This is a genomic window from Imperialibacter roseus, assembly GCF_032999765.1.
Lineage (GTDB): Bacteria > Bacteroidota > Bacteroidia > Cytophagales > Cyclobacteriaceae > Imperialibacter > Imperialibacter roseus.
Map to the genome: position 1 here is coordinate 2,772,504 of NZ_CP136051.1, position 21,795 is coordinate 2,794,298.

A 21,795-nucleotide genomic window follows, 5' to 3' on the forward strand; every position below is an offset into this window, starting at 1 on the left:
GAGAATCAATACTATCCGGCGCCATGAAATCGCTCGAAGACATCAAACTTACTCTTGGGAAAAATAGGCAATACTTGTTCAACAAGTACCCCATACAATCGATGGCGGTCTTTGGTTCTTATTCAAGAAATGAACAGGTAGCTGACAGTGACCTTGATATATTAATCGAATTCAACGATAAGATTGGCATAAGATTTATTGACCTGGCCAATGAAATCGAGGAATTGGTCGGCTTTACAGTTGATGTGGTGTCAAGAAACGGCATAAAAGAAAAGTACTTCGAAAAAATCAAACCCGATTTGATCTATGTCTAGCCGTGATCTTCTCTTTCTTCTGGAAGATATTCTGGAATCGGCTTTAAAAATCAAAAAGTATACCGGGGGCTTGTCATATGAAGCCTTCATTAATGATGACAAAACGATCGACGCTGTGATTCGTAATTTTGAGATCATTGGCGAGGCGTCGAGTCGAATTGACAAAGACTTTAAGATAAACAACCCATATATCGAATGGGATAGGTTAAGAGGCTTCCGCAATCGTATTGTTCACGAATACTTTGGGGTAGACTATGAAATTGTTTGGTCGATCATTGAGCAACATCTACAGGTGCTAATCGATAGCATAGAGGGCCTTATTGACGAAACCAGAAACGACACGAAGTAAAAAAGGAAGCAACTTAATGGCATTAAAAGCAATAGTAAAAGTGGGAAGTGTTACCAACTTGAGTGATGCAAGGTATTGTGCTGGCATGGGTGTGGATATGCTCGGCTTTGATATCAACCCGGCAAGCCCAGAATACATCAATCCACGTAAGTTTCAGGAAATAACCGGCTGGGTGGCTGGCGTAAAGCTGGTGGGTGAAGCACATGGGCTTTCGGAAGAAGACATCAGGGCACAACTGGTTCAATATGAGCTTGATTGTCTGGAAATAACTGATTTATCCCTGTTGGAATCACTGAAACACACAGACTTAACTTTTATCATAAAGGCCACCACAGAAGCAAGCCTTAACACGGCCATGACTGTGGCCAAAAACACCCCGGCAGTAGCGTATATTTTTGCTGAGCTTAATGATCAGTTAACCGTTAAGCAAGTAGTTAGTGCAAGGTCAGACTTAGCCCTGCTGGTGGGTTACGACGTCAATCCAGATCAGACAGAAGGTCTTTTGGCTACCAAGGAAGTGAATGGATTTGCGCTAAAAGGAAGCCAGGAAGTTAAGCCTGGCTTCAAAGACTATGATGAGCTGGCCGATATGCTGGAAGCTCTCGAAACAGACGATTGAAAAGCCCCGGCAGGGGCTCAGACAAAGCGAAACTTCATGTACTTGATGGTCTCGCCTTTCTCCGTAAAAATCAGCTCATACTTGGTTTTGATGCCGTAGTGCTCTTCCCAAAGATCAGACTGGTAAAGGTCAAAGGTATACTCCATATCTTTGATGGCATATTTCTCTCTCAACAAGTCCAGGGTGTATTGAAAGAGTGGTGTGCTGTCGGTTTTAAAATACACCCAACCATCTTTCTTCAACATGGCTTTGTACATATCCAGAAACCTGGGCGACGTAAGCCTTCGCTTTTCGTCTCTGTCTTTCGGTCTAGGGTCGGGAAAAGTAATCCAAATGGCCGACACCTCCCCTGCTTCAAAAAAATTGTCAATCATTTGAATTTGCGTGCGCAAAAACCCCACATTGGTGAGTCCAAGCGCTTGTGCCCGCTGGCTTCCCTTCCAAATCCTGTCTCCCTTTATATCGACACCGATAAAGTTTTTTTCACTGAACCGCTCCGCCAATCCTACAGAATATTCTCCTCTGCCACAGCCAAGCTCTACCACAAGCGGTAAGTCGTCATCGAAAAACCCTGTGTTCCACTTTCCCTTTATCGTCTCAAAAAGTGGCTTCCCTTCTTCCAGCACATTCCTGCTTTCACGGTTCTGCTTGTACCTGTCCGTTTTGTTTCTCACTACTACAACTGATCTATTTCTGCTACGACAAAAGTACTCCCCCCCACAAAAACGACATCGTTTGCTCCCGCTTTTTTGCTTGCCAGGCCAATTCCTTCATTCACATCGCTCACCACTTCCCCAACATACCCCTCCGCTTTTGCTTCCTCATAAAGCCGTTCAGCGGGCAGTGCTCTGGGAATGCTGGCAGCAGTGAAATAGTAGTAGGCATCCTTAGGCAAAACACTCCATAGCTTCGACCTGTCCTTATCGCTTACCACCCCGAAAACGATGTGCAGTTGTCCATGGATGTTCTCGCTGAGTTGTTCGAACAACTCCCTCATACCCTCTTCATTGTGGCCTACATCGCATATCATCAGCGGCTGCTGTTGCAGCACCTGCCAGCGACCTTTCAGGCCCGTCAGCCTCTTCACATTGCTGAGTCCTTTTGCTACGGCTTCATCGGAAATGTCAAATCCTCTCGTGCGCAGCACATCAACGACACTGAGAATCCCGGGGAGGTTTTTGAGGTAATACCGGCCTGTTAGGTCAAGGTTCAATGTCATCGGATCAGAACCGCCAGTTTTAGCTACCGAAACCACTCTTGAAAACAAGCTATACTCCTTATTTTCAACCTTATATCCGTTCCTGGCAATGACGATCGGGCTGTTTTCCTTTTTTGCCTTCTCAATAAACACTGCATCCAATGACCCGTAATAACCTCCGACCACCACAGGCGTATTTTTCTTAATAATTCCAGCCTTTTCTCCCGCTATTTCCTCCAAAGTGTCGCCCAGCAGGTCCATGTGATCGTAGCTAATAGAGGTAATCAGCGACACCAGTGGGTTGATCACATTCGTTGAGTCGAGTCTCCCACCGAGGCCCACTTCTACCACAGCTATATCGACCTGTTCTGACGCAAAATGATCGAACGCCATGGCCACCGTGGTTTCAAAAAAGCTTGGCTTTACCTGCTCCAATACCGGCTTCATTCTTTCTACAAAAGCCACCACTTTATCCTCGGGCATCTCTTCTCCATTGACCCTGATGCGTTCGGTGAAGTTCTTTAGGTGAGGTGAGGTATACAAGCCAGTTTTGTAACCAGCAGCCTGCAAAATGGCTGCAATAGAATGAGCACTCGTGCCCTTTCCGTTTGTGCCGGCAATGTGAACTGATTTGAATTTGTTGTGGGGATTGTCGAGCGCATTACACAGCGCCAAAGTATTGGTGAGATCCTTTTTGATGGCCACTTTCCCCACCCGCTGAAACATCGGAAGACTACCGTAGAGGTAGTCCAGCGTTGCCTGGTACGTCATTGGCTATTTAGCGAGATTTGATGATAAAAGTGATTCTGCCTGTCGATCTCGGGGGAGCAGGACTGTTCGGTGGGTTCCTTTTGAAGTAGAGGCCTTCCACCTCTCTCTGATAAACTGCTGCCACGGCAGCACTCACACCTCGCTCCAAAACTTTGACTCCAATTACTTCACCAGCGTCGTCAACAGTGATTTCAAAGACTATTCGCCCGCTCTCGTTGGAAGTATCATTTGGTTTAGGAATCTCCTCCCACGCCCAGCCTGCCATATCGAGAGCAGCGCCACCTCCACCACCCGGCGTTCCATACAGGGCACGGGCATCGACAGTTCCTTCCTTGCTTCCTTTATCACCTGTAGCAGCTGTGTTATCGCCTTGGCTGTTGGCGGCCACTACTTTATCGGAAGCTACCCCCCCTGATGGTTTCTCAGCAGGCTTTTCTGTGGGTTCTTTCTTGGTTTCTACCGGAGTTGGTTTTGTTTCTGCCACTACAGGCTTGGTTTCCTTTTTCACCTCCTTCGGCTTCTCTTCTTCTTTCTTAGGCGTGGTCACCGGCGTTTTGACCGGCTCCTCTTTGCGCACATCAGGGCTGGCTACATTTTGCGTAACTACCGGCTCCTCTGGTGCATTGGTTGATTCCTCCACTACTTCTGGCTCAGCCGTATCCTCTACCGGCTCCGTCTCTTCTGTCTGTGTCTCTTCAGGAACGTCTTCATTGACCTCTTCGGCATCCGATGTGCTTTCGCTTTGCTCTACGGTAGATTCTGGCTGAACAGCGCCAGACCCCTGACTATCCAGTCCAAAGTTTAATTCTATGCCATACTCAGGAATGGGTGGATTGGGTTCTTTCCAGGCCAAAAGAAAAGCGAAAATCAACAAAAGTAGTGCATGGACGCCCAGAGAGACCGCCGTGCCTATTCTTTCATTTTTCTTTTCTTCTTTGCTCTGAAACTCCATTACTTAATTCGGTTTTGTCGCTATCGATACTTTGGCCTCCAAAGCGGTCGCTATGCCTGCCACATAAACCAGGTGCTCCGTAGGAACAGATTTGTCAACATGCAGCACTACCACTCCCTCTTTGCCAGCCAGTTCATTCCTTAAAACCATTTCCAGGTTGTTCCGGTTCACCAGCTTGTCGTTTACATAGTAACGCAAATCGCTGCTAATGGTGACACTCACTTTTTGCAGCACAATGGTGGAGCTTTTGCTCGAAGGCAAATTGACCGGCAAGCCAGAAGGCGTAACAAACGTGGCTGTGAGCATAAAGAATATCAGCAAAAGGAAGACGATGTCGGTCATCGAACTCATGCTGAATGATGCATCAATCTTATTTTTTGGACGTAGATCCATGCTTCAGTGGTTATTTAGGCTCCTGTAGCAGGTCGATGAACTCGATAGCACTGTATTCCATTCTATGAATGACCTTCTGCATTCTGGTCACCAGGTAGTTATAACCTAGATAAGCTATAATACCTACCGTGAGGCCGGCCGCCGTAGTCACCATGGCTTCGTAGATGCCCGATGAAAGCAACTTTGGACTAACAGAACCTTCTTCCTGCGCAATGGCGATGAAAGCCTGTATCATACCCGTTACCGTACCAAGGAAACCAATCATTGGAGCAGCCCCTGATATTGTCGCTAAAACACCCAGGTTTTTTTCCAGCTTGTAAATCTCTATTTTGCCCACGTTCTCGATAGACACCTCAATGTTTTTCAACGGACTTCCAAGGCGGGAAAGGCCCTTCTCTATCATTCTGGCAACAGGCGTGCCAGTTTGGGCGCAAATCATTTTGGCACCATTTACATCGCCAGCCAATACTTTGGCTCTGATGTCGTCTGTAAAGTGGTCAGGGGTTTCGCCTGCCTTCCTCAACGTAAGAAACCGCTCCACGAAAATGATAACGGCTACAACGGACAATAATAAAATGGGGATCATCCAGAATCCCCCTTTTAACATCAAATCTATAAGAGTGACCGACTGATCTTCAACAGCAATATCAGCGGTGTCAATTTGCAGTAACATCATATGTTATATCAATACCTTAAAGCCCAAACTTCACCTCCATAGGTTGACTTAGCTTTTTCGGCTTCATCCGCTGCTTCCTGATAAGTGTCGAAATCGGAAATACTTACTCTGTAAAACCTTGATTTCCCGAACGGCTTAATAACGGTTGAGTTCAACCCCTCTTTTGCCAGCTTCTTACCATAGTCATCGGCCAAGTCTCCATCGAAAAAGCTACCTACTATTACATAAGAACGACCGGTTCTCTCAGTTAGTGTAACTACTTCGCCGGTTGTGTTAACTGGCTTCTTCACTACGGGCTCTTCTTTAACAGGTTCTGGCTTTGGTTCAACAGGTTTAGGCTCCGCTTTCTCCACTTTTGGCGTTGCTTTGGCAACTACCTTCTTGTCGTCATCTTTATGATGCCAGTACAAAAACGCAAAACCAATAAGAACAAAGGCTACCGCCCCTATGATAATAATTCTGGTGAAGCTCTTGGCCGAGTCGCCACTGTCATTTGCTTCCTGATACGCCTGTTGTTTGAACGATGGTGGTGGAGTTCCCCCAAATACATTGGAAATCTCCTCGTGGCTTGGCTCCTCAACGTCAAAAATTGAACTTACCTGGCTATCATCTTCCTGAAAAGAAGGAGTTTCTGGCTCATCAAAAACCGGGCTGGGTTCTTCAGTTGGAGTTTCGCTGGAAGATTCGTCCTCAGCTTCGTCTTCATCGTCATCCAGTGCTTCATATTCAAGTTCCGGAAGGCCGAAGTCCTCATCATCCTGAGGTGCGTTTGAACCACTCTGTTCTTCCTTGTCTTTGTTTGCTTTGCTTTTAGCCATTTATTAAGAGGTTGAGAGTACTTTAGATTCGTTATAAGCTCAGCTCAGTTGAAGTAACAATTCCGTAAAATAGAAATTTCTTATGTTTTAATGAAAAAATTCCTAGCCGCAAATAAAGAAACTTTTTTGGAATAATTTAAGAACACCTTAGAATGAATAAGAAAAACCTGCTTTGAAAGTAAGCCCCCTTACCGGATAATTTGAAAGTAATTGGTATTGCTGGTTGGCTAAATTGTGAAACTGAAGAAATATGGTTGCTCTTTCAGATAGCAAATAATCAAGATCAATGTAAATATCAGTCGCTGCTTTCAATTCTTTGGATTGTCCTAAATTCCAGTCATAGGCTTTTATCCCTCCAAGGTAGGCCAAGCCAGCCTTTGTTCTCATTTTGTTAAAGGCAAGAAAGCTTCCGTTAAATGCTATTCTGTAACCCGGCATATGCCATGCTTCCTCAAATGTGCCGGACTGGTAATTGTAATAATTGACTTGCAGGCCCAAATTGAGCGAGCTTCCTATGTAAAAGTCGCTGGCCAGGTACAAATCCAATACTTTGAAATTGGCTGTATCGTAGGCCAGAATAAACTTCGACGGGTCGTCGGGCGAATTGAGAAAGACGCCAAATTGCTTGAAGACCTTCTGTGAAAGGCCTGCCTTGTAGCTCATGAAGGCCAGGTTTCCCTGTGCTCCCAGCCCGAGGTTCAATATGTTGTTGGAGTTGTGAATGTCGACCCCAGTGGCTAAATAAGGGTTACGGTCAGTCATGCTTTGCCATGTGTTCAACTGGCTGTTTCCTGACAATTCGCCAAAAATGCCAAAGAGTTTGCCGAATTGGTATTTACCTTTCAAAACGGGGTATAGCTGCGACGCAGGCACCAGTGAGTCGGACTGATACAAATACCGAATGCCAGCAGATACCTGGTAGTTGTCACCAGTGTACACCACAGATGGCTCAAGTCCAATTCTTTGCCTGCTGGTGCTCAGAGAATCTTTGTAACTTATCAAGTCAGCAAAAACGCCCACATGCCCGGTTAGCGCACTTTGCAGTTCCATGGAAAGATCCGCATTCACTTTTACCCAGTTTTCCGAGATGTCCAGATTATCACTTTGTCCATTGTAGGCAAGGCCCCCGGAAATACTGATATCAGACTCCGACGATGAATTATCGATATTTACCGACACCCCATACTTATTGAAGTTCCTCTTCAGGCTATCTTCTCCCTCAGTAACTGAAACTGATGGATCGTACCCATAAAAATTAAAGCGTGAAAGCTTGTAGTAGGCATCTCCTGAGGCTGTAAACCCATCGCCAAAGTAGCTCGCCTCTCCTTTCAGAAGCGTCTCCCCTGATGCGCTGTTCTTTCCGTCAACAGGGCCTTTGCCAAATGAGAGGTGTTTTGCCTGAAAACCGGCCAGGTACTGCTTATTTCTCTTGTTGTAGAGATAAAGCTCGCCCAGCGGAGAGTTGTAGTTGCCATAACCAAGCTTCACCAGGTTACCATAATACTTTTCCAGAGGCTCAGACTGAAGCTTCAACGCCTTGATGTCGACGGTAGTAGGCGGAACCGTTACGTCGAGGGCTGGAAAAACGTATTCCTGCTTGATACCGCCCGTTTCAATGGCTGCAGGAGGTATCTTTTCAAAACTTCTTGGCTGAAAAGGCAATACTATCTCCCTGTCCTTTTCTATCACTACTTCTGCTTCCTGTATTTCCCCGGCTTCTTCCCACTGCTCCTGTGACCAAGCGGGCAGGCTCATCAAAAGACAAATGCAGAACAGTAAGCTTTTATACATTTTCGGCATAATTAGTTTCTCTTTTGACTTGTGCTATCCTTCTTAATCGGCGACTGATCGGTATCTTTTTGCGTTACCGCTTCGGTCTCTCTTTTGTCTACTTCCTTCAGTTTGGCCCTTGCCGCCTCTTTCAGTTCAGGTATCGGACTATTAGTAATCACGGACTCCAATGTTGCTTTGGCCTGAAACAGCTCATTCAGCGCCAGGTAGTTGTCGGCTATCAATAGAAATGATTTACCAAGCCAGTTCTCGTAAACTGCATACGACTTGTTCAGCCCGAATAACGTTTCCAGCGAACGCTTGTACTCCTTCTGTCTGTACTGGATAAGTCCGACGTAATACTGTGACTCAGCCGCATTTATGTCTTTAGCGGCATTTACCACGGCCAAAAACTCATCCAGCGCAGCGCCATACTGATTGCGCTCGAAAGCGATTTTTCCCATATAAGTGCCAGCTTTGTTCTGTGCATTGAATGCCACCTTGTCGTCACCCAGGATTCTCTCCGCATACACCTGAGATGAGTCGAGGGAATTGGCCGCAAAGTGAGACTCCATCAAACCTTCCCTGGCAGTGTACAAATCCCGCTTGCTATCAGATGACACCCGAAGCTTGTGCCAGTATTTGATAGCTACGGGATAGTTTTTGTTGCTGTACTCCAAGGCACCAATCCGCTGGTACACCTTGGCCGGTGACACTGTCTGCATGTCCCCGATCAGTTGATAATATGCCTCCAATGCCGGCGCTGTTTGATTGAGCCTGTAATAGCTCTCTCCCACGTAGTAAAGTGCCTCTGCAGCATTGATACTTTGGGGGTACGACACCCTATAGGCCCTTAAAGCATTGACCGCTTCAGTGTACTTTTGTTCAAAGTAGAGGTTTCTGGCCCTTTCGTATTCAACACTTTCCAATGCTTTGTCATCGGGATTGGCTTTCTTATAAAGGGCGATGTATTGATCTACTTCATTTGATTTGCCCATCAGTGCCAATACCTCCTGTAGCCCTAGTAAAGCACTATTGGCCAAAGTATGCTGCGGGTATTCTTCCAGCACTTTCTTATAGTCGTTAGCTGAGGAAGGGTACTCCTTCAGGTTGTAGCTGCTTGATGCCCGGCGCACCAACGCATAGGGAATAAACCCACTGTTAGGATATTTGCTAATCACACTGGTGAAGCCCGCTTTGGCCCTGGCGTAATCACCTGCTTCAAAGTCGAGCTGCGCCGACTGGAAAGTGGCGTCGTCGGCATAGCGGGAATTAGGAAAAGCCTTTGTCACCTGATCAAGCTCTCTCTTTGCATCTTCTTTCCTATTCTGAAAACCAAGAATCACCCCCCGCTGATAAAGCAAGTAATCCCTTTCCTTAAATCCATTGGAGCCTGCCTGCTGGTAGAAGGTCAGGGCCTCATCGTATTTCTTCTGAGCATAAAGGCAGTCTGCCAGCCTCACCTCTGCATCACGGTTGTTGTCGGGCCTGCGGTTGTTAACATAAGCCTTGAAATAGTTGGCAGCTTCAGGGTATCTATTCAGGTTAAAAAGGGCATAGCCAATGCCATAGTTGGCTTTGTGGAAGGTTAAGGAATTGCTCCTCCGCCCCTTTTGCAGTGCCATGGTGTAGCTGCCAATGGCGTCTTCATATTTTTTCCCTGTCGAGAAGGCCTCTCCTTTCCAGAACCATGCATCAATTTCCAATTCCGGGTCTAAGGGGTAGCGCAGCGAGTTGTCGAACATCTGCACCGACTCATAGAATTTGCCGCTATTGAACAACTGAGTGGCATTTAGAAAGGCTGCCTTTTGATAGGCCTTTTTAATCCGTTGGCTTCCCAGGCCTACTTTTTCGAAATAGGCCAGTGCCCTGTCGTAGTTGCTGGAGTTCACGTAGGCCTCGGCTATCATGTCCTGCGCATCGCCCTTGTCAGACGACTGAGGATACTCCCTCATGTATTTTTCCAGTACCGGAATGGCCTGCTCGTAGTTGCCCAGGTCCATGTGCACCTGTGCCAGCTTAAACATGGCTCGTTCCTTTACCTTCTCGTCGTATTCAGAGTCGGCAGCTTGCTGGTAGGCACTTACTGCAAACGACTTATTGCCCTCCATGATGTAAAGATCACCCAGATAATAAGACGCAGCCTGCCCTATTTCGTCTTTCTCAAGGGCTACGTATTTAAAGTTCTCTATTGCCTTGGCGGGCTGTTTTGCCTTCATATAGCTGTAGGATATCCGAAAAAGCACCGGCGCTACAGGCTTCTTGCGCATCGGCTTCATGTACTGCTCGTAATAAGGCAACGCTTTTGCATAATCTTTCTGCTCATAGTAAGCTTCGGCAGCATATAAAGCAATCTGATCGACATTCTTCGCTTCCTTCGAGCCCGTCAGGTAAGGCTTGGTATAACTAATCAGTTCTTTAAAATCATTCTTTCGGTACAGTGTGGCAGCCACCAGCTCAGGAACAATCGTTTCATAGCCGTCGCTTTCTCCCGCCAGTCTAAGGTCTGTCAGGGCATTGTCGTATTGCTTGAGCTGGAAGTAGATATAGCCTGCGTAGTAATAGGCTGGCGCTTTATATTCTCCATCCGACTTCTTCACCAGATTAAAATGTGGCAAGGCTTCTTCGAACTTCTTCAGTGTGAAAAGCGAAAAACCCCAATGGAAGTAAAATTCAGGTCTTTCGGCGGTGGGGAGGCGCTCAGGTTTGGCTTTGGCATAAAACTCTGCTGCCTTGCTGTAGTTTTCCTGTCGGTAATAGAAGTTACCAACCTCGTAGTAACCGGTAAGCGCCCTTGGGTGGTTCGGATATTCTGTCAGAAACCTCTCAAAAAGACCCTCTGCATCGGCGTGCTGTAGTGAAAGTCCGCAAAAGGCCTGAAAATAGAGCGCATCGGCCACATTCGAACCACTCGGGTCTGCCTTTAAATAGGCCTCGAACGACTTTCGGGCAGCGGCATACTTGTTCTGATTGAACAAGCTCACCCCTTGTTGGTAAAAATTCCCTTCACGGGAGTCGCTGATGGATGTTTGGGCCAGCAGGAGCTCGAAGCCACCTGCTAACGTCGTTACCATCAATATTAGAATACCTGTCCTTATCTGTTTGATCACTTGAAAGTAGGTTTAACCCCTTGAACGATTTAATGCATCAACTTGTATACCAATTCTTTCATTAAATCCTCTTCACTTATAGAATTGCTGGTAACGCCCTTTACCTGAAGGTCAGCATTTTTCAGCAAATGGATATTGCGAATAACCATCATAGCGCTGTAATTCCTGGCCGCCACCTTGTATTCTTTCACAAAGAACGGAGAAACTCCTATTTTTCGTGCAAGTTCGTCGTCCGACGCCTGGTTATTTTTGTGCAGTAGCAGCAGCTTGGTGAAATAAGTAAACAGAATCACCAAAAGGGGGATAACAGGGTGACTCTTTGTGTTGGCCCCAAAATACTGTACTATTTGAAAGGCTTTTTTATGGTCTTTCATGCCAATGGCCTTCTGGAGCTCAAATTCGTTAAAATCTTTGCTGATCCCGACAAACCGCTGGATATGATGCTCGTCCACCACCGTATCGCCAGGCAGGTTTACCTTCACTTTCTTCAGCTCGTTATGTATCCTTTCCAGGTTGTTACCAATGTGCTCAGAAAGCATATACACGGCCTTTTCGCTCAGTTTTAGCTGAAGGTCGGCAGCAAACACCTTGATCCAGTCGGGCACCTTGTTGTCGTAAATCCTTTTCTCGGCCAGCACCACGCAGGCTTTCTCCAATTCCTTGGCCAGCTTTTTCCGGGCATCAATTGTTTTGTATTTGTAACAGAACACCAGCACGGTGCTTATGTTGGGCTTTTCCAGATAAGCAGTAAGGGCTTTTTCGCCTTCCTCTCTATTCAAATCGGCAATATCCTGGGCTTCTTTCACAAGCACCACCCGTCGCTCCGCCATCATCGGAAACTGCCTGGCGTGGTTCAAAATATCTATGATCTTATTTTCCTTGCCGTAGAGAACTGTTTGGTTAAAACCCTTGAGCCCCTCATCGAGCGCATGCTGTTCAATATAGTCGGCTATAGAATCAATAAAGAAGGGTTCTTCTCCCTGGAGCCAATAGATGGGAGCATAGGTATTAGATTTTACGTCTTTGAGAATTTCGTGATAGCCTTTAGGCATGAAAAGCGGATTGATTTATTCGGCTGCTAAGATAGTTACTTCGAACAAAAGTGAAGACTGCCCTTTCAGGATTATCTCCATTTCGCCCATAAAAGGTAAGATTTGGTTCGATCTTCCATTTTATCTCTAAAAATGTATGAGAGACACAAAAAATTACATTCATAGAAAAAGGCATTTAATGGTACTCAACAGCCAATACTTGCTCTATTTCAACGCCAGCGCCTTTCTATTTGGCAAGAATCACGTAAAACCTTACACCGATAATACTTCACTTTAAATGAGCAAATACGCTGGTTTGAGGCAACCTACCTTTGAAATATCAAAAAACAAAAAACTTTACAGCTATGAGAATTCAACACAGATTTGCCGACTTCAATCACCTGGGATTAATGATCGTTGAAATGTTCAGAGGGAAAAGAAAGAAGAATCACTCTATCTAAAAAGGCTTCGGCGACTATTCCGGCTGTACCGGTAAGACGAAACACCAGTTGGTCGTTTTTTATCCATCAACAGTTTAGTAGATCATACTTTTACAAAAAACCTAGAAATCATGAGAGTAAAATCAGCAATCAGAGACTTAAATCATTTGGGAATGATGATCGTAGAAATCTTCAGAGGAAAGAAGAAGATGGCCTCCAAATAATAATTCTCTAAAAGTACAGACAGAAATATTTTGTACTTTTAGAGGAAAACTTTCTCGAAAACTCGCCTACGGGACATCGTGCAGATACAGATCATAACAAAAGTAACCGAAACCGACAAGTTGCTTCATGCTGTAGTGTATGATAACCTGGAGTTTTTTGAGTTAAAGCTCGAAACTAAAGATATTTAAGGGTGAAGAGCATTTGGCTATATAAATAGTCATATGGTTTGTTGCAAAATTTATAATTTGAAAAAAAGTAACAATAAATTTTGCAGACAAAGATTACAATTTGCGATTATTACACAGTAAATTGTTCATCTGAACAAGTTCACTCTAAAACGACAGACTAATGAATGTTAGAAAACACCTGAGTGCCCTGATAGGACTTGCACTTGTTGACCATGACTTTTCAGATAATGAGAAGCATTTAATACTGTCTATTGGGAAGGCACACAAAATAAGTGAGAGGGAGATAGAGGAGTTGATTCTGCGTCCGGAAAAGGTAGATATGGACTCGTTAAATGACGACCAGAAATTTGAGCTACTTTATGATTTGGTGTTGTTGATGAAAGTTGACAGAGAGGTATATTACAGTGAGATTAACTATTGCCAGGAAATAGCTACAAGGCTTGGTTTTGACAAAGCAGTAATCGCTGAGCTCTCTTCGAAAATATATTCTGATCCAGCCATAACCTCTGACAAAGCGCATTTAAGACAGAAAGTTCTTGCGTTTAAGAAAGTATAACGGAATGAAAGACGTTAAATATGAGGCTCACCTGGTGAGCCTTTTTTTATGCCTTCAGCAGGGTAATAGTTTCCGCAACAAGAGCATCTTTCGTGCTCCCCGCCAACTCCAGGTTATTTTTGGTGAACAGCTTGATGCCCGAAGCGGCCACCTCAATTTTCAACAGTTTTGTTTTCAACCGTACCCTTGAGTTTACAGGCACGGGAGCAAGAAATCTCACCTTCTCGCTGCCATAGTTAATTGTCATACTACCAAGCTTAAACTCGACAAGTTGCGACTTCAGCCTGGGAAGAAGAGATAGCAGGAAGAAGCCATGAACGATGGTGCTGCCAAAGGCTGAAGCAGCGGCCCTGGCAGTGTCCACATGGATCCACTGGTGGTCGCCCGTAGCAGTTGCAAAAGCATTGATCATGTCCTGATCTATTTTCAGCCAGTCAGACGTTCCTATCTCCTGCCCCACCAAGGCCTCCATCTGCCCTATGCTGGTAATCTCGATCATTGGTCTTTCTTTGAATTGACTTTTCTTAACAGCAGAAAAATGGGAAATCCGGCTAACAAAAACAAAGTACTCACCAGGGCCGCCATCGGGTTTTCCAAAAGAGCATTAAAAGAAACGATGAGGAGAAAAAGTATGAACACTGCCGGAATGACCGGATAGAGTGGCACCTTGAATCCATTGTACGACTCGTCTTTCATCTTTTTCCGGAGCACAAAAATGGCAGCCGCCGCCGTTGCCAATATCAACGTATCATTGAACATCACCAGGTTGATGATCTGATCGAACTTGCCCTGGGTAATGATGAAGAACAGCACCAGACCGGTAAATATCGACAGAGCAAACTCCTGCACCTGTGTTTTTGGGTTAACTTTCATAAACAGCCGGGGAACGGCATCGTCCTGGGCCATGGCGTGGTAGGCCCTGGGTAGCTGCATCAGGGTGGCATTGATAAAGCCCAGCACAGAAATAAAGATGGTGACAGACACTATCCTTCTTCCCACTTCGCCAAACACCACCTCAGCCATGTCGGCTGCAATGAGGTTGGCAGACTTAACCCCTTCAAAGCCGAGTACCGCCACGTAACCCACGTTGATGGACAAATAGAGAAAGAATATAATGGCCACCCCCCCTATCACCGCCCTCGGAAAATTCTTTCTGGGATTGATCACGTCGCCACCCATATTCATGATCGACTGATAGCCACCACAGGTATAAAAGACGGATATCAGAGCGATGCCAATGCCTGCGAAATTGAATGCGGAAGGCTCTGCTTTAACAGCAACCGGTGCCACTTCCGGTGCAAGAAGCCCCAAAAGGCTAAAAAGCAAGATCATCACAATCTTGATCACCGTAATTGCATTCAATACCCTGGCTCCCATCTTAAGCCCAGCAAAATTGATAAGAAACAGTAGCAAGATGATCATTCCGGCAAGCCACTGAAGGCCTGTTTCGCCCTGAAAGAAGTCCAGAGGAATAAAAGGTTGGATATATTCCGAGCCAAGTATCGCCACTGCAGCCATACCAGCACCCTGCACCAGAATAATTCCTATCCAGTTGAGCATAAAGGCCAGCGCAGGGTGGAAACTTTCTGACACGATCTTATAGTAGCCGCCAGCCATGGGCTTCCGGCAACCAATTTCAGCATACGTCAAGCCCCCGAACAGCGCTATTACACCGCCTATTACCCAGGCGAGAAAGAAAGCAGACTCGGAGCCTGCCGCATTGGCTACCAGAGAGGGCGTGCGGAAAATACCTATCCCTATCACCAGGCTAACCACTATCATGGTGGTGTCGAACAAACCGAGTTTCGGCTCTATGTCGTTGATCTTGTCTTTCATTGTTGCCGAAAATAGGTATTTCGCAGCAACAAATTGTACACTGCCCAATCAAAGGCATGATTCGACTTTAAATGGAGCAAATTCATGCTATGGCTGTATTATTTAGCTATCTTCCCCTAAAAAGATGTCTAATGACTATTCAGGAAAAATTCAGGCTCGATGGAAAAGTAGCTGTGATTACCGGGGCCAGCAAAGGTATTGGTGAAGCCATGGCCCTGGCTCTCGGGCAAGCAGGAGCGAAAGTAGTTGTGAGCAGTCGCAAACAGGACGCAGTAAAAGAGGTCGCCGAAAAACTAAAGGCAGAGGGCATTGAAGCCATAGGCGTAGCTGCCAATGCCGGCGACAAAGGTGATTTGGAAAACCTGCTGAAGGCGACGGAAAAAGCATTTGGAGGCGTCGACATTATCATCAACAACGCAGCCACCAATCCGGTGTTTGGCCCTGTAGTGCAAACAGATGAAGCCGCCTTTGACAAAATCATGCAGGTGAATGTAAAGGGCCCCTTTATGCTAAGCAAGCTGGCTTTTCCCATCATGAAACAACGTGGAGGCGGCTCTATTATCAACATCAGTAGTATTGAAGGCCTCAGCCCTGAGCCATTCATGGGCATGTATGCGGTAAGCAAGGCCGCACTTATTTCGCTCACAAAGGTGTTTGCACGGGAATGGGGCGCAGCTGGCATCAGGGCCAACGTCATCTGTCCGGGGCTGATCCAAACCAAGTTCAGCCAGGGTCTTTGGGCCAACGAGGCCATTCTCAACAAAATGATCAAAGAGCTCCCTATTTCGAGAATTGGTCAGTCAGATGAAATGGCAGGACTGGCGCTGTATCTGGCCTCCGAAGCTTCCAGCTATACCACTGGTGGTGTGTTTGTGGCCGACGGAGGGTATACAATCTAAATCTGGGAATCGCTGCAAATTAAGAAACGGACAAGTAGTATTAAACAGGCTTGATTCGGAGAAGAATATTGAAATAGAAAATGCAAAAATTTGGAAAAACACTAGTTTTGCGGTTCGCATCTGATTTTTGAAATAGAAATATATGGGAAGAGCATTTGAATTCAGGAAAGCCAGAAAATTCAAAAGGTGGGGCCAAATGGCTAAAACATTCACCAGAATAGGCAAAGACATCGTTATTGCCGTGAAGGCGAGCGGCCCCGATCCCAGCACAAACTCCAGGCTTCGTGCCCTGATCCAAAATGCCAAGGCCGCCAACATGCCCAAAGACAACATCGACAGGGCGATTAAAAGGGCGATTTCCAAAGAGGAAAAAGATTACAAAGAGGTGGTTTACGAGGGCTATGGCCCCTATGGCGTGGCGATAGTGGTAGAAACTGCCACTGACAACCCCACCAGAACCGTGGCCAACGTAAGACATGCCTTTACCAAATACGGCGGCTCGCTTGGTACCAGTGGCTGCCTTGATTTCCTTTTTGACAGAAAAAGCGTTTTCAAAATTGTGACCCCTGAAAACGTTGACCTGGAAGAGCTGGAACTGGAAATGATAGATCTGGGCGTGGAAGAAGTGGAAGCCGAAGAGGAAAACGTGGTGCTGTATGGCACTTTCGAATCATATGGCGCTATTCAGCACTACCTGGAAGAAAAGGGATATGAAATAGTGAACTCCGAGTTTGAACGCATTCCGGTCGACACCAAAGAGCTGACTGAAGAGCAAGAAGCCGAAGTTCAAAAGATTTTTGAAAAGTTCGATGAAGACGACGATGTGCAGAACTATTTTCATAATATGAAATAGTCGCTACTGATGTAAAACAAGAAAGGCCCGGGTTCGGGCCTTTCTTGTTTTAGTGGGCTAAAGACTTTAAAATAGCCTCCTTTAGTTAATATCCTCTCCTTTTTCCAGCTTGGCTATGCCCGCAGTAAGCGCATCTTTGTTGGGCTGATCAGGGGCGTTGGCTAATGCTAACTTAGCGTATTTAAGCGCCGATTTGTAGTTACCCACAGCGGAGTATCCACGGGCCAGCCCGAAGTTCACCGGCCAGGTTTTTGGGTTCTTTTTAGCATTGAACTGGAACACCTCCAGGGCCTTTTGCTTTTCTCCCTGAGAGATCAGCTGACGACCGTAGGCATGTACCTGGAAAACGCTTGCCGTTGGATGGTTAATGGCTTTGTCCATTACATTCGCAGCCTCCTCCTTTTTACCCAACGCCGTTAGCACACCTGCCTTGGCAGAAAGGGTGGTGAAGTTCTCTTCGCCAATAAAAGAGTTGGTTGAAGCCGCTTCCGCCCAGGTAAGGGCCTCCTGCAGATTGATGTTTTTCGATAAGCAAAACTGCACCGCAGCTACCCTATTTTGCCAGTTGAAGCCCGGAGCATTCTCCATCTCTTCCCTGATTTTTGCCAGGTATAAGTCGTTCATGTTTGGCACCGATATTTTGAAAGGCACCATCAACTCATCCCAATACAGTGCTGCCACGGTAAACTCGGGCTGCCTGTCGATGAACTCATAGCTTAACCACTCATGGTAAGGAGCCCCTTTTGGCTGCACCTCCACCCTCAGGGCGTCGTCTTTGGCATCGTAGAAATAGCTTCCCCAGGCTGTTGAGTTGTTGGAAAGGATAAGTGTCCATGGCTTGTCTTTCTCGATAATCATATGAAGCCCGTAGGTGCCTGCCTTTATCGCTTTGCCCTCTACTTCCATGTCGTGAGAAAAGGTAATCGTTGTATTCTGGTTGGCGCCAGCTCTCCAGGGAGAAGCTGTGCTGGTACCAAAGCCAAGGTTGTTGAGTCCGTAGGGCTCAAGCTGGCCCCATATTTTACCTTTTCTGTCGGCACCATTAGGAGCAGTAACGTCAGGGCTATTGTAGTTGATGGTCACAGAGGCAATAGAGCCTATGTACTGGGTAACAATTGATTTTTGGTTGTCGCCACTAGGCGGCAAGGTGATTCCCTGCGCAAAAAGACCAGTGACACATAAAAATGCCAGGGCCGTCAACAGGCCCAACTTTCTTGTAGAGTTGTTCATAGATGTTTGTTTGTTATTAAAAAAAGCTCTTGACGGTCTGTCAAAAAAAACCTACCTCTAAAGGAGGTGGATAAAAATCAATAACGTTAGCTACGGTTGTGGGGTTGGTACTATTCCACTATTAATGTCAATAAGTTGAAATAGAATAATGGTCTAACAGCCCGAATGAGTTTGGCCCCTATATTGACAGAAAAAGAATTGCTTAGCGATATACAGAAGGCTGATGTTGCTTAAACGTTTTGACAGGGGAAAAATCCAAACGCACTGTGTTACCTTAAATCCTGCCCGGGCCGCTTGCCTGTAATGCCCCTGTAGTAAGCCATGATTCGTTCCATGTCCGTTTCCATTTCTCCAGGCATAAAAGGCTCAAGCATTTCCACTCTTCTTCGCTTAAAATCAAAGCTCACCAAAACGATCGGGATATTGGCAGCTTTGGCAATCCTCCAAAACCCTGTTTTAAGTCTCTCAACTTTCTTCCTGGTTCCTTCTGGTGCCAGCGCAATCGAGAATGCATCCTTTGAGTTAAACAGGTCAACCACCGACTCCACAAGGCCGGCGGCATTGGTTCTGTCGACAGGATAACCACCCAGCCAGCGAAGGATTACGCTCAGGGGAAACCAGAAAAGCTCTTTTTTACCTAAATATTTTGTGTCCAGCCGAAAAATAGAGCGGGCAGCTACACCCACAAAAAAGTCCCAGAAGCTGGTATGAGGGGCCACTATAATGATGAATTTTTTATCCGTGGGCTTTGTACCCACAGCCTCCCAGCCCAAAAGCCAAAACATAAATCTAAAAACCGCTCTCATCAGGTCAGATGTTGTTTATATCCTCAAGATACGTCCTGTTTCAATTTCGACAACACGGATTTGTTGGAAAGAAGGTCGGAGGCATAGTCGTAACCCACCTGAAAAATTTGTTTGGCTTTTCTAAAGTCGAACACATGAAAGTTTATTAGCTCGGTTGGCTCAATAAACAAATCGCATTTGGGCTTTCTTGCCGCAACATTCTCGTTGATGGCAAGCAGCAAGCTACGTTCCATCAGGCGCCGCATATTGCGCCCCTGGTATTGATCAGAAATAGGGTTACAATGAACGCCCACAATTCTGTCGACATTGCCCAGCAATGGTTCCACCGGCAGGTTGTTTACCACGCCCCCATCCATGTATAGCTCATTGTCAATAGCCATGGGCTCGTACACCACCGGAATGCAACACGACGCCAGCACGGGGCGCATGAGCTCTCCCGCTGAAAACACCCGTATTTTACCTGTCCTCACGTTAGTAGCAGACACGTAAAAAGGTGTTTCCAGGTCAGTAAAAACTGCTTCTCCAAAATAGGGTTTTATGATCGATTCTACGCTGCCTATTTTGAACAGCCCCCTTATGTTGATGGCAGGCCTGAGGAATTTGTACACGCTTGTTCTGGTGAAGATTTCCAGGGCCTCGTCGGGAGAATAGCCTTTGGCCAGGAACAAGCCAGCCACGGCACCTGCCGATGTGCCCGAAATCACGTCAAAGTGAATGCCTTTTTCCAACATCGCTTTCACTACCCCAAGATGGGCAATACCCCTTGCGCCGCCCCCCGATAAAGCCAAACCTGTTTTCATCTGTATAAAATTTGTTTTTCAGCGGCCACCGGTTCGCCGGTGCGATCGGTCGCTCGGCGAACCGCCGCCGAAGCGGGAATAGCTTTTACCAATGAGAATGAATATTTGGTTTTCGATCCACTTATTCATCGTTCCACGCCGGTTCCGTTGGGTATGGTATTCCTTATGGCTATTTCATGACACCTCCTTTAACAAAAAACCGGCACTAGGCCGGTATAGTTTTAACGAGTTTGCTGATCCCTACTCCGATACCACACCCATTGCACAGAATTTGTCGATGCGGGAGCTAATTCTTTCTTCAGCAGACATCTTTTGAAGCTTTTTCAGCTCCGCAAAAATCACTTTCTTGATTTCAGCTGCCGTCGCCTTCATGTCGGTATGCGCACCGCCAAGGGGCTCTTTTATAATGCCATCCACCAGTTTTACCGACATCATATCTTTTGCCGTCAGCTTCAATGCGTCAGCGGCTTGTTCTTTATAGTCCCACGTGCGCCAGAGAATAGCGGAGCAGTTTTCCGGCGAAATCACAGAATACCACGAGTTTTCCAGCATCAGTACTTTGTCTCCGATACCAATGCCCAGCGCTCCGCCAGAGGCTCCCTCTCCTATCACAATGCATATGACAGGCACCTTTAGTGTCATCATTTCTTTCAGGTTCCTGGCAATGGCTTCTCCCTGTCCTCTCTCTTCAGCTTCCAGGCCGGGAAAGGCACCAGGGGTATCGATAAAGGTAATGATGGGTACATTGAATTTTTCTGCTGTCTTCATCAGCCGGAGCGCCTTGCGGTAGCCATCAGGATTGGCCATACCGAAGTTTCTCATCTGGCGCTGCTTGGTATTGCGGCCTTTTTGCTGACCTATGAACATGACCGATTGCCCGTCCATTTCGCCCAGACCACCAATCATGGCCTTGTCATCACTCACGGCTCTGTCTCCGTGCAATTCTATGAATTCATTCGTTATTTCGTAGATATAGTCAAGTGTGTAGGGACGGTCAGGATGCCTCGACAGCTGAACTCTTTGCCACCTTGTTAAATTGGTAAACGTCTCTTCTTTCAATTTAATGATCTTGTCTTCAAGCTTGTGAACTGCGTCCGTCACATCAACCCCGTTGTCAGAAGCCAACCTCTTCATTTCGTTCAACTTCGCCTCTAAATCTACTATGGGTTTTTCAAATTCTAAATGCATCGCCTAGTGGTTTTATGCTACAAATTTAGGATTAAATTCTTAACTACTCGCAACTGTACAACAAACCTAATTAACAACAATATATCAAAACAAGTGCGTTGGTTAGAACTAAATGATAGCGAGGGAATTAACTGCGAATGACGAAGAAATTACTTGCGTTTCAGCAATTTCTTAACCCTTTGCACTAACTCTCTGGGGATCACTGGTTTGGCCAAAAATACGGTAATTTCACGATCAAACCCCGTCAACACAGTATTCTCATCAGTATTAGACGACAAGATGATGACAGGCGTGCGCCGACCAAGGTCGTTCCGAATATATCTTGTGAGCTCTAACCCCGAAACAAAAGGCATCTGAATATCAGTGATAACAAGATCGTAGTTTGTGGTAACCACCAATTCACTGGCAATTCTTCCGTTGGCAGCAATGTCACAATGTGTATAACCGACTCTGGCGAGTTTGAACTTTGTCAGCGTAGAGATCGCCTCATTGTCCTCACAAATCAATATTCTAACTTTATCCATAACCTGACAAAAAAAATAATGCCGGATCAATAGAAGGCTACCTACCTGTTCTGACCAGTCATCGTATACATTTAACGCTTCTCCTCAAGTCTATCAAGTTACAAAGCCTGACATACTCTTCCTATACTTGGCTTGCTTCTTTCTTTTGAACAAAAACATCGACAGTTAACACAAAACGAATGATCAACGCAATATTTAAACTATGAAAATATGCCATATCTACAAAAAGCTACTCACAAATGACTCGCT

22 protein-coding genes are annotated in these 21,795 nt (G+C 46.0%); 6 read left to right on the forward strand and 16 right to left on the reverse strand.

The annotated features are described in order from the left end of the window. The first annotated feature begins 23 nt into the window (after positions 1-23). Genes RT717_RS11435 through RT717_RS11445 form a run of 3 tightly spaced genes read left to right on the forward strand, consistent with a single transcriptional unit; the run spans position 24 to position 1,282 of the window. A complete protein-coding gene (locus tag RT717_RS11435; RefSeq protein ID WP_317491870.1) occupies positions 24-314 on the forward strand; it encodes a nucleotidyltransferase family protein in 291 nt (96 codons plus the stop codon). Then, the gene (locus RT717_RS11440; RefSeq protein WP_317491871.1) at positions 307-663 is read left to right on the forward strand and encodes a HepT-like ribonuclease domain-containing protein; all 357 of its coding nucleotides are present in this window, start codon (positions 307-309) and stop codon (positions 661-663) included. The genes RT717_RS11435 and RT717_RS11440 overlap by 8 nt, the downstream gene beginning before the upstream one ends. A 16-nt stretch (positions 664-679) precedes the next feature. Further along, a complete protein-coding gene (locus RT717_RS11445; RefSeq protein WP_317491872.1) occupies positions 680-1,282 on the forward strand; it encodes an N-(5'-phosphoribosyl)anthranilate isomerase in 603 nt (200 codons plus the stop codon). A gap of 17 nt (positions 1,283-1,299) precedes the next feature. On the opposite strand, the gene trmB is transcribed toward RT717_RS11445, so the two are convergent. From trmB to holA, 9 genes are all read right to left on the reverse strand, one after another. Next, on the reverse strand, positions 1,300-1,956 hold the full coding sequence (trmB, locus tag RT717_RS11450) for a tRNA (guanosine(46)-N7)-methyltransferase TrmB (RefSeq protein ID WP_317491873.1): 657 nt from the start codon (positions 1,954-1,956) through the stop codon (positions 1,300-1,302). 2 nt (positions 1,957-1,958) lie between these two features. Continuing rightward, positions 1,959-3,251, reverse strand: coding sequence for a bifunctional folylpolyglutamate synthase/dihydrofolate synthase (locus RT717_RS11455; protein ID WP_317491874.1), 1,293 nt, complete (start codon positions 3,249-3,251; stop codon positions 1,959-1,961). Positions 3,252-3,258: 7 nt separating this feature from the next. Next, positions 3,259-4,203, reverse strand: coding sequence for a hypothetical protein (locus RT717_RS11460; protein WP_317491875.1), 945 nt, complete (start codon positions 4,201-4,203; stop codon positions 3,259-3,261). A 3-nt stretch (positions 4,204-4,206) separates the two neighbouring features. After that, positions 4,207-4,596, reverse strand: a complete 390-nt coding sequence (locus tag RT717_RS11465) for an ExbD/TolR family protein (RefSeq protein ID WP_317491876.1) — start codon at positions 4,594-4,596, stop codon at positions 4,207-4,209. 10 nt (positions 4,597-4,606) lie between these two features. Then, positions 4,607-5,272 (reverse strand): MotA/TolQ/ExbB proton channel family protein, encoded by a 666-nt coding sequence (locus RT717_RS11470; RefSeq protein ID WP_317491877.1) that lies wholly within the window; start codon positions 5,270-5,272, stop codon positions 4,607-4,609. 8 nt (positions 5,273-5,280) lie between these two features. Further along, on the reverse strand, positions 5,281-6,090 hold the full coding sequence (locus tag RT717_RS11475; protein WP_317491878.1) for an SPOR domain-containing protein: 810 nt from the start codon (positions 6,088-6,090) through the stop codon (positions 5,281-5,283). A gap of 147 nt (positions 6,091-6,237) precedes the next feature. Further along, positions 6,238-7,881 carry a hypothetical protein gene (locus RT717_RS11480; RefSeq protein ID WP_317491879.1) on the reverse strand — a complete coding sequence of 548 codons (1,644 nt, stop codon included), beginning with the start codon at positions 7,879-7,881 and terminating at the stop codon, positions 6,238-6,240. A gap of 11 nt (positions 7,882-7,892) precedes the next feature. Next, a complete protein-coding gene (locus RT717_RS11485) occupies positions 7,893-10,970 on the reverse strand; it encodes a tetratricopeptide repeat protein (protein ID WP_317491880.1) in 3,078 nt (1,025 codons plus the stop codon). A 29-nt stretch (positions 10,971-10,999) separates the two neighbouring features. Then, entirely contained in the window at positions 11,000-12,022 is a 1,023-nt protein-coding gene (gene holA / locus RT717_RS11490; protein ID WP_317491881.1) for a DNA polymerase III subunit delta, read from the reverse strand. Between the two features lie 992 nt (positions 12,023-13,014). Between holA and RT717_RS11495 the strand changes: the two genes are divergently transcribed. Beyond that, positions 13,015-13,410, forward strand: coding sequence for a TerB family tellurite resistance protein (locus RT717_RS11495; protein WP_317491882.1), 396 nt, complete (start codon positions 13,015-13,017; stop codon positions 13,408-13,410). Between the two features lie 46 nt (positions 13,411-13,456). Here the strand turns inward: RT717_RS11495 and RT717_RS11500 are convergent, their stop codons facing one another. Together RT717_RS11500 and RT717_RS11505 are read right to left on the reverse strand one after the other, a co-directional pair. Next, complete coding sequence (locus RT717_RS11500; protein WP_317491883.1) at positions 13,457-13,909, reverse strand: MaoC family dehydratase; 453 nt, start codon at positions 13,907-13,909, stop codon at positions 13,457-13,459. Then, the gene (locus RT717_RS11505; protein ID WP_317491884.1) at positions 13,906-15,246 is read right to left on the reverse strand and encodes an APC family permease; all 1,341 of its coding nucleotides are present in this window, start codon (positions 15,244-15,246) and stop codon (positions 13,906-13,908) included. Before RT717_RS11505 ends, RT717_RS11500 begins: the two co-directional genes overlap by 4 nt. Positions 15,247-15,377: 131 nt before the next feature. On the opposite strand from RT717_RS11505, the gene RT717_RS11510 reads away from it, so the two are divergent. Further along, positions 15,378-16,145 carry a glucose 1-dehydrogenase gene (locus RT717_RS11510; protein WP_317491885.1) on the forward strand — a complete coding sequence of 256 codons (768 nt, stop codon included), beginning with the start codon at positions 15,378-15,380 and terminating at the stop codon, positions 16,143-16,145. 142 nt (positions 16,146-16,287) lie between these two features. Then, positions 16,288-16,998 carry a YebC/PmpR family DNA-binding transcriptional regulator gene (locus RT717_RS11515; protein ID WP_317491886.1) on the forward strand — a complete coding sequence of 237 codons (711 nt, stop codon included), beginning with the start codon at positions 16,288-16,290 and terminating at the stop codon, positions 16,996-16,998. A gap of 81 nt (positions 16,999-17,079) precedes the next feature. On the opposite strand, the gene RT717_RS11520 is transcribed toward RT717_RS11515, so the two are convergent. From RT717_RS11520 to RT717_RS11540, 5 genes are all read right to left on the reverse strand, one after another. After that, positions 17,080-18,228: a DUF2911 domain-containing protein gene (locus tag RT717_RS11520; protein ID WP_317491887.1), complete on the reverse strand. Its 1,149-nt coding sequence runs from the start codon at positions 18,226-18,228 to the stop codon at positions 17,080-17,082. Between the two features lie 269 nt (positions 18,229-18,497). Beyond that, positions 18,498-19,034, reverse strand: a complete 537-nt coding sequence (locus RT717_RS11525; RefSeq protein WP_317491888.1) for a 1-acyl-sn-glycerol-3-phosphate acyltransferase — start codon at positions 19,032-19,034, stop codon at positions 18,498-18,500. A gap of 23 nt (positions 19,035-19,057) precedes the next feature. Then, complete coding sequence (locus RT717_RS11530; protein WP_317491889.1) at positions 19,058-19,834, reverse strand: patatin-like phospholipase family protein; 777 nt, start codon at positions 19,832-19,834, stop codon at positions 19,058-19,060. A 240-nt stretch (positions 19,835-20,074) separates the two neighbouring features. Beyond that, positions 20,075-21,022 (reverse strand): acetyl-CoA carboxylase carboxyltransferase subunit alpha, encoded by a 948-nt coding sequence (locus tag RT717_RS11535; RefSeq protein ID WP_317491890.1) that lies wholly within the window; start codon positions 21,020-21,022, stop codon positions 20,075-20,077. 149 nt (positions 21,023-21,171) lie between these two features. Further along, positions 21,172-21,546, reverse strand: coding sequence for a response regulator (locus RT717_RS11540; protein WP_317491891.1), 375 nt, complete (start codon positions 21,544-21,546; stop codon positions 21,172-21,174). Positions 21,547-21,795: the final 249 nt, after the last annotated feature.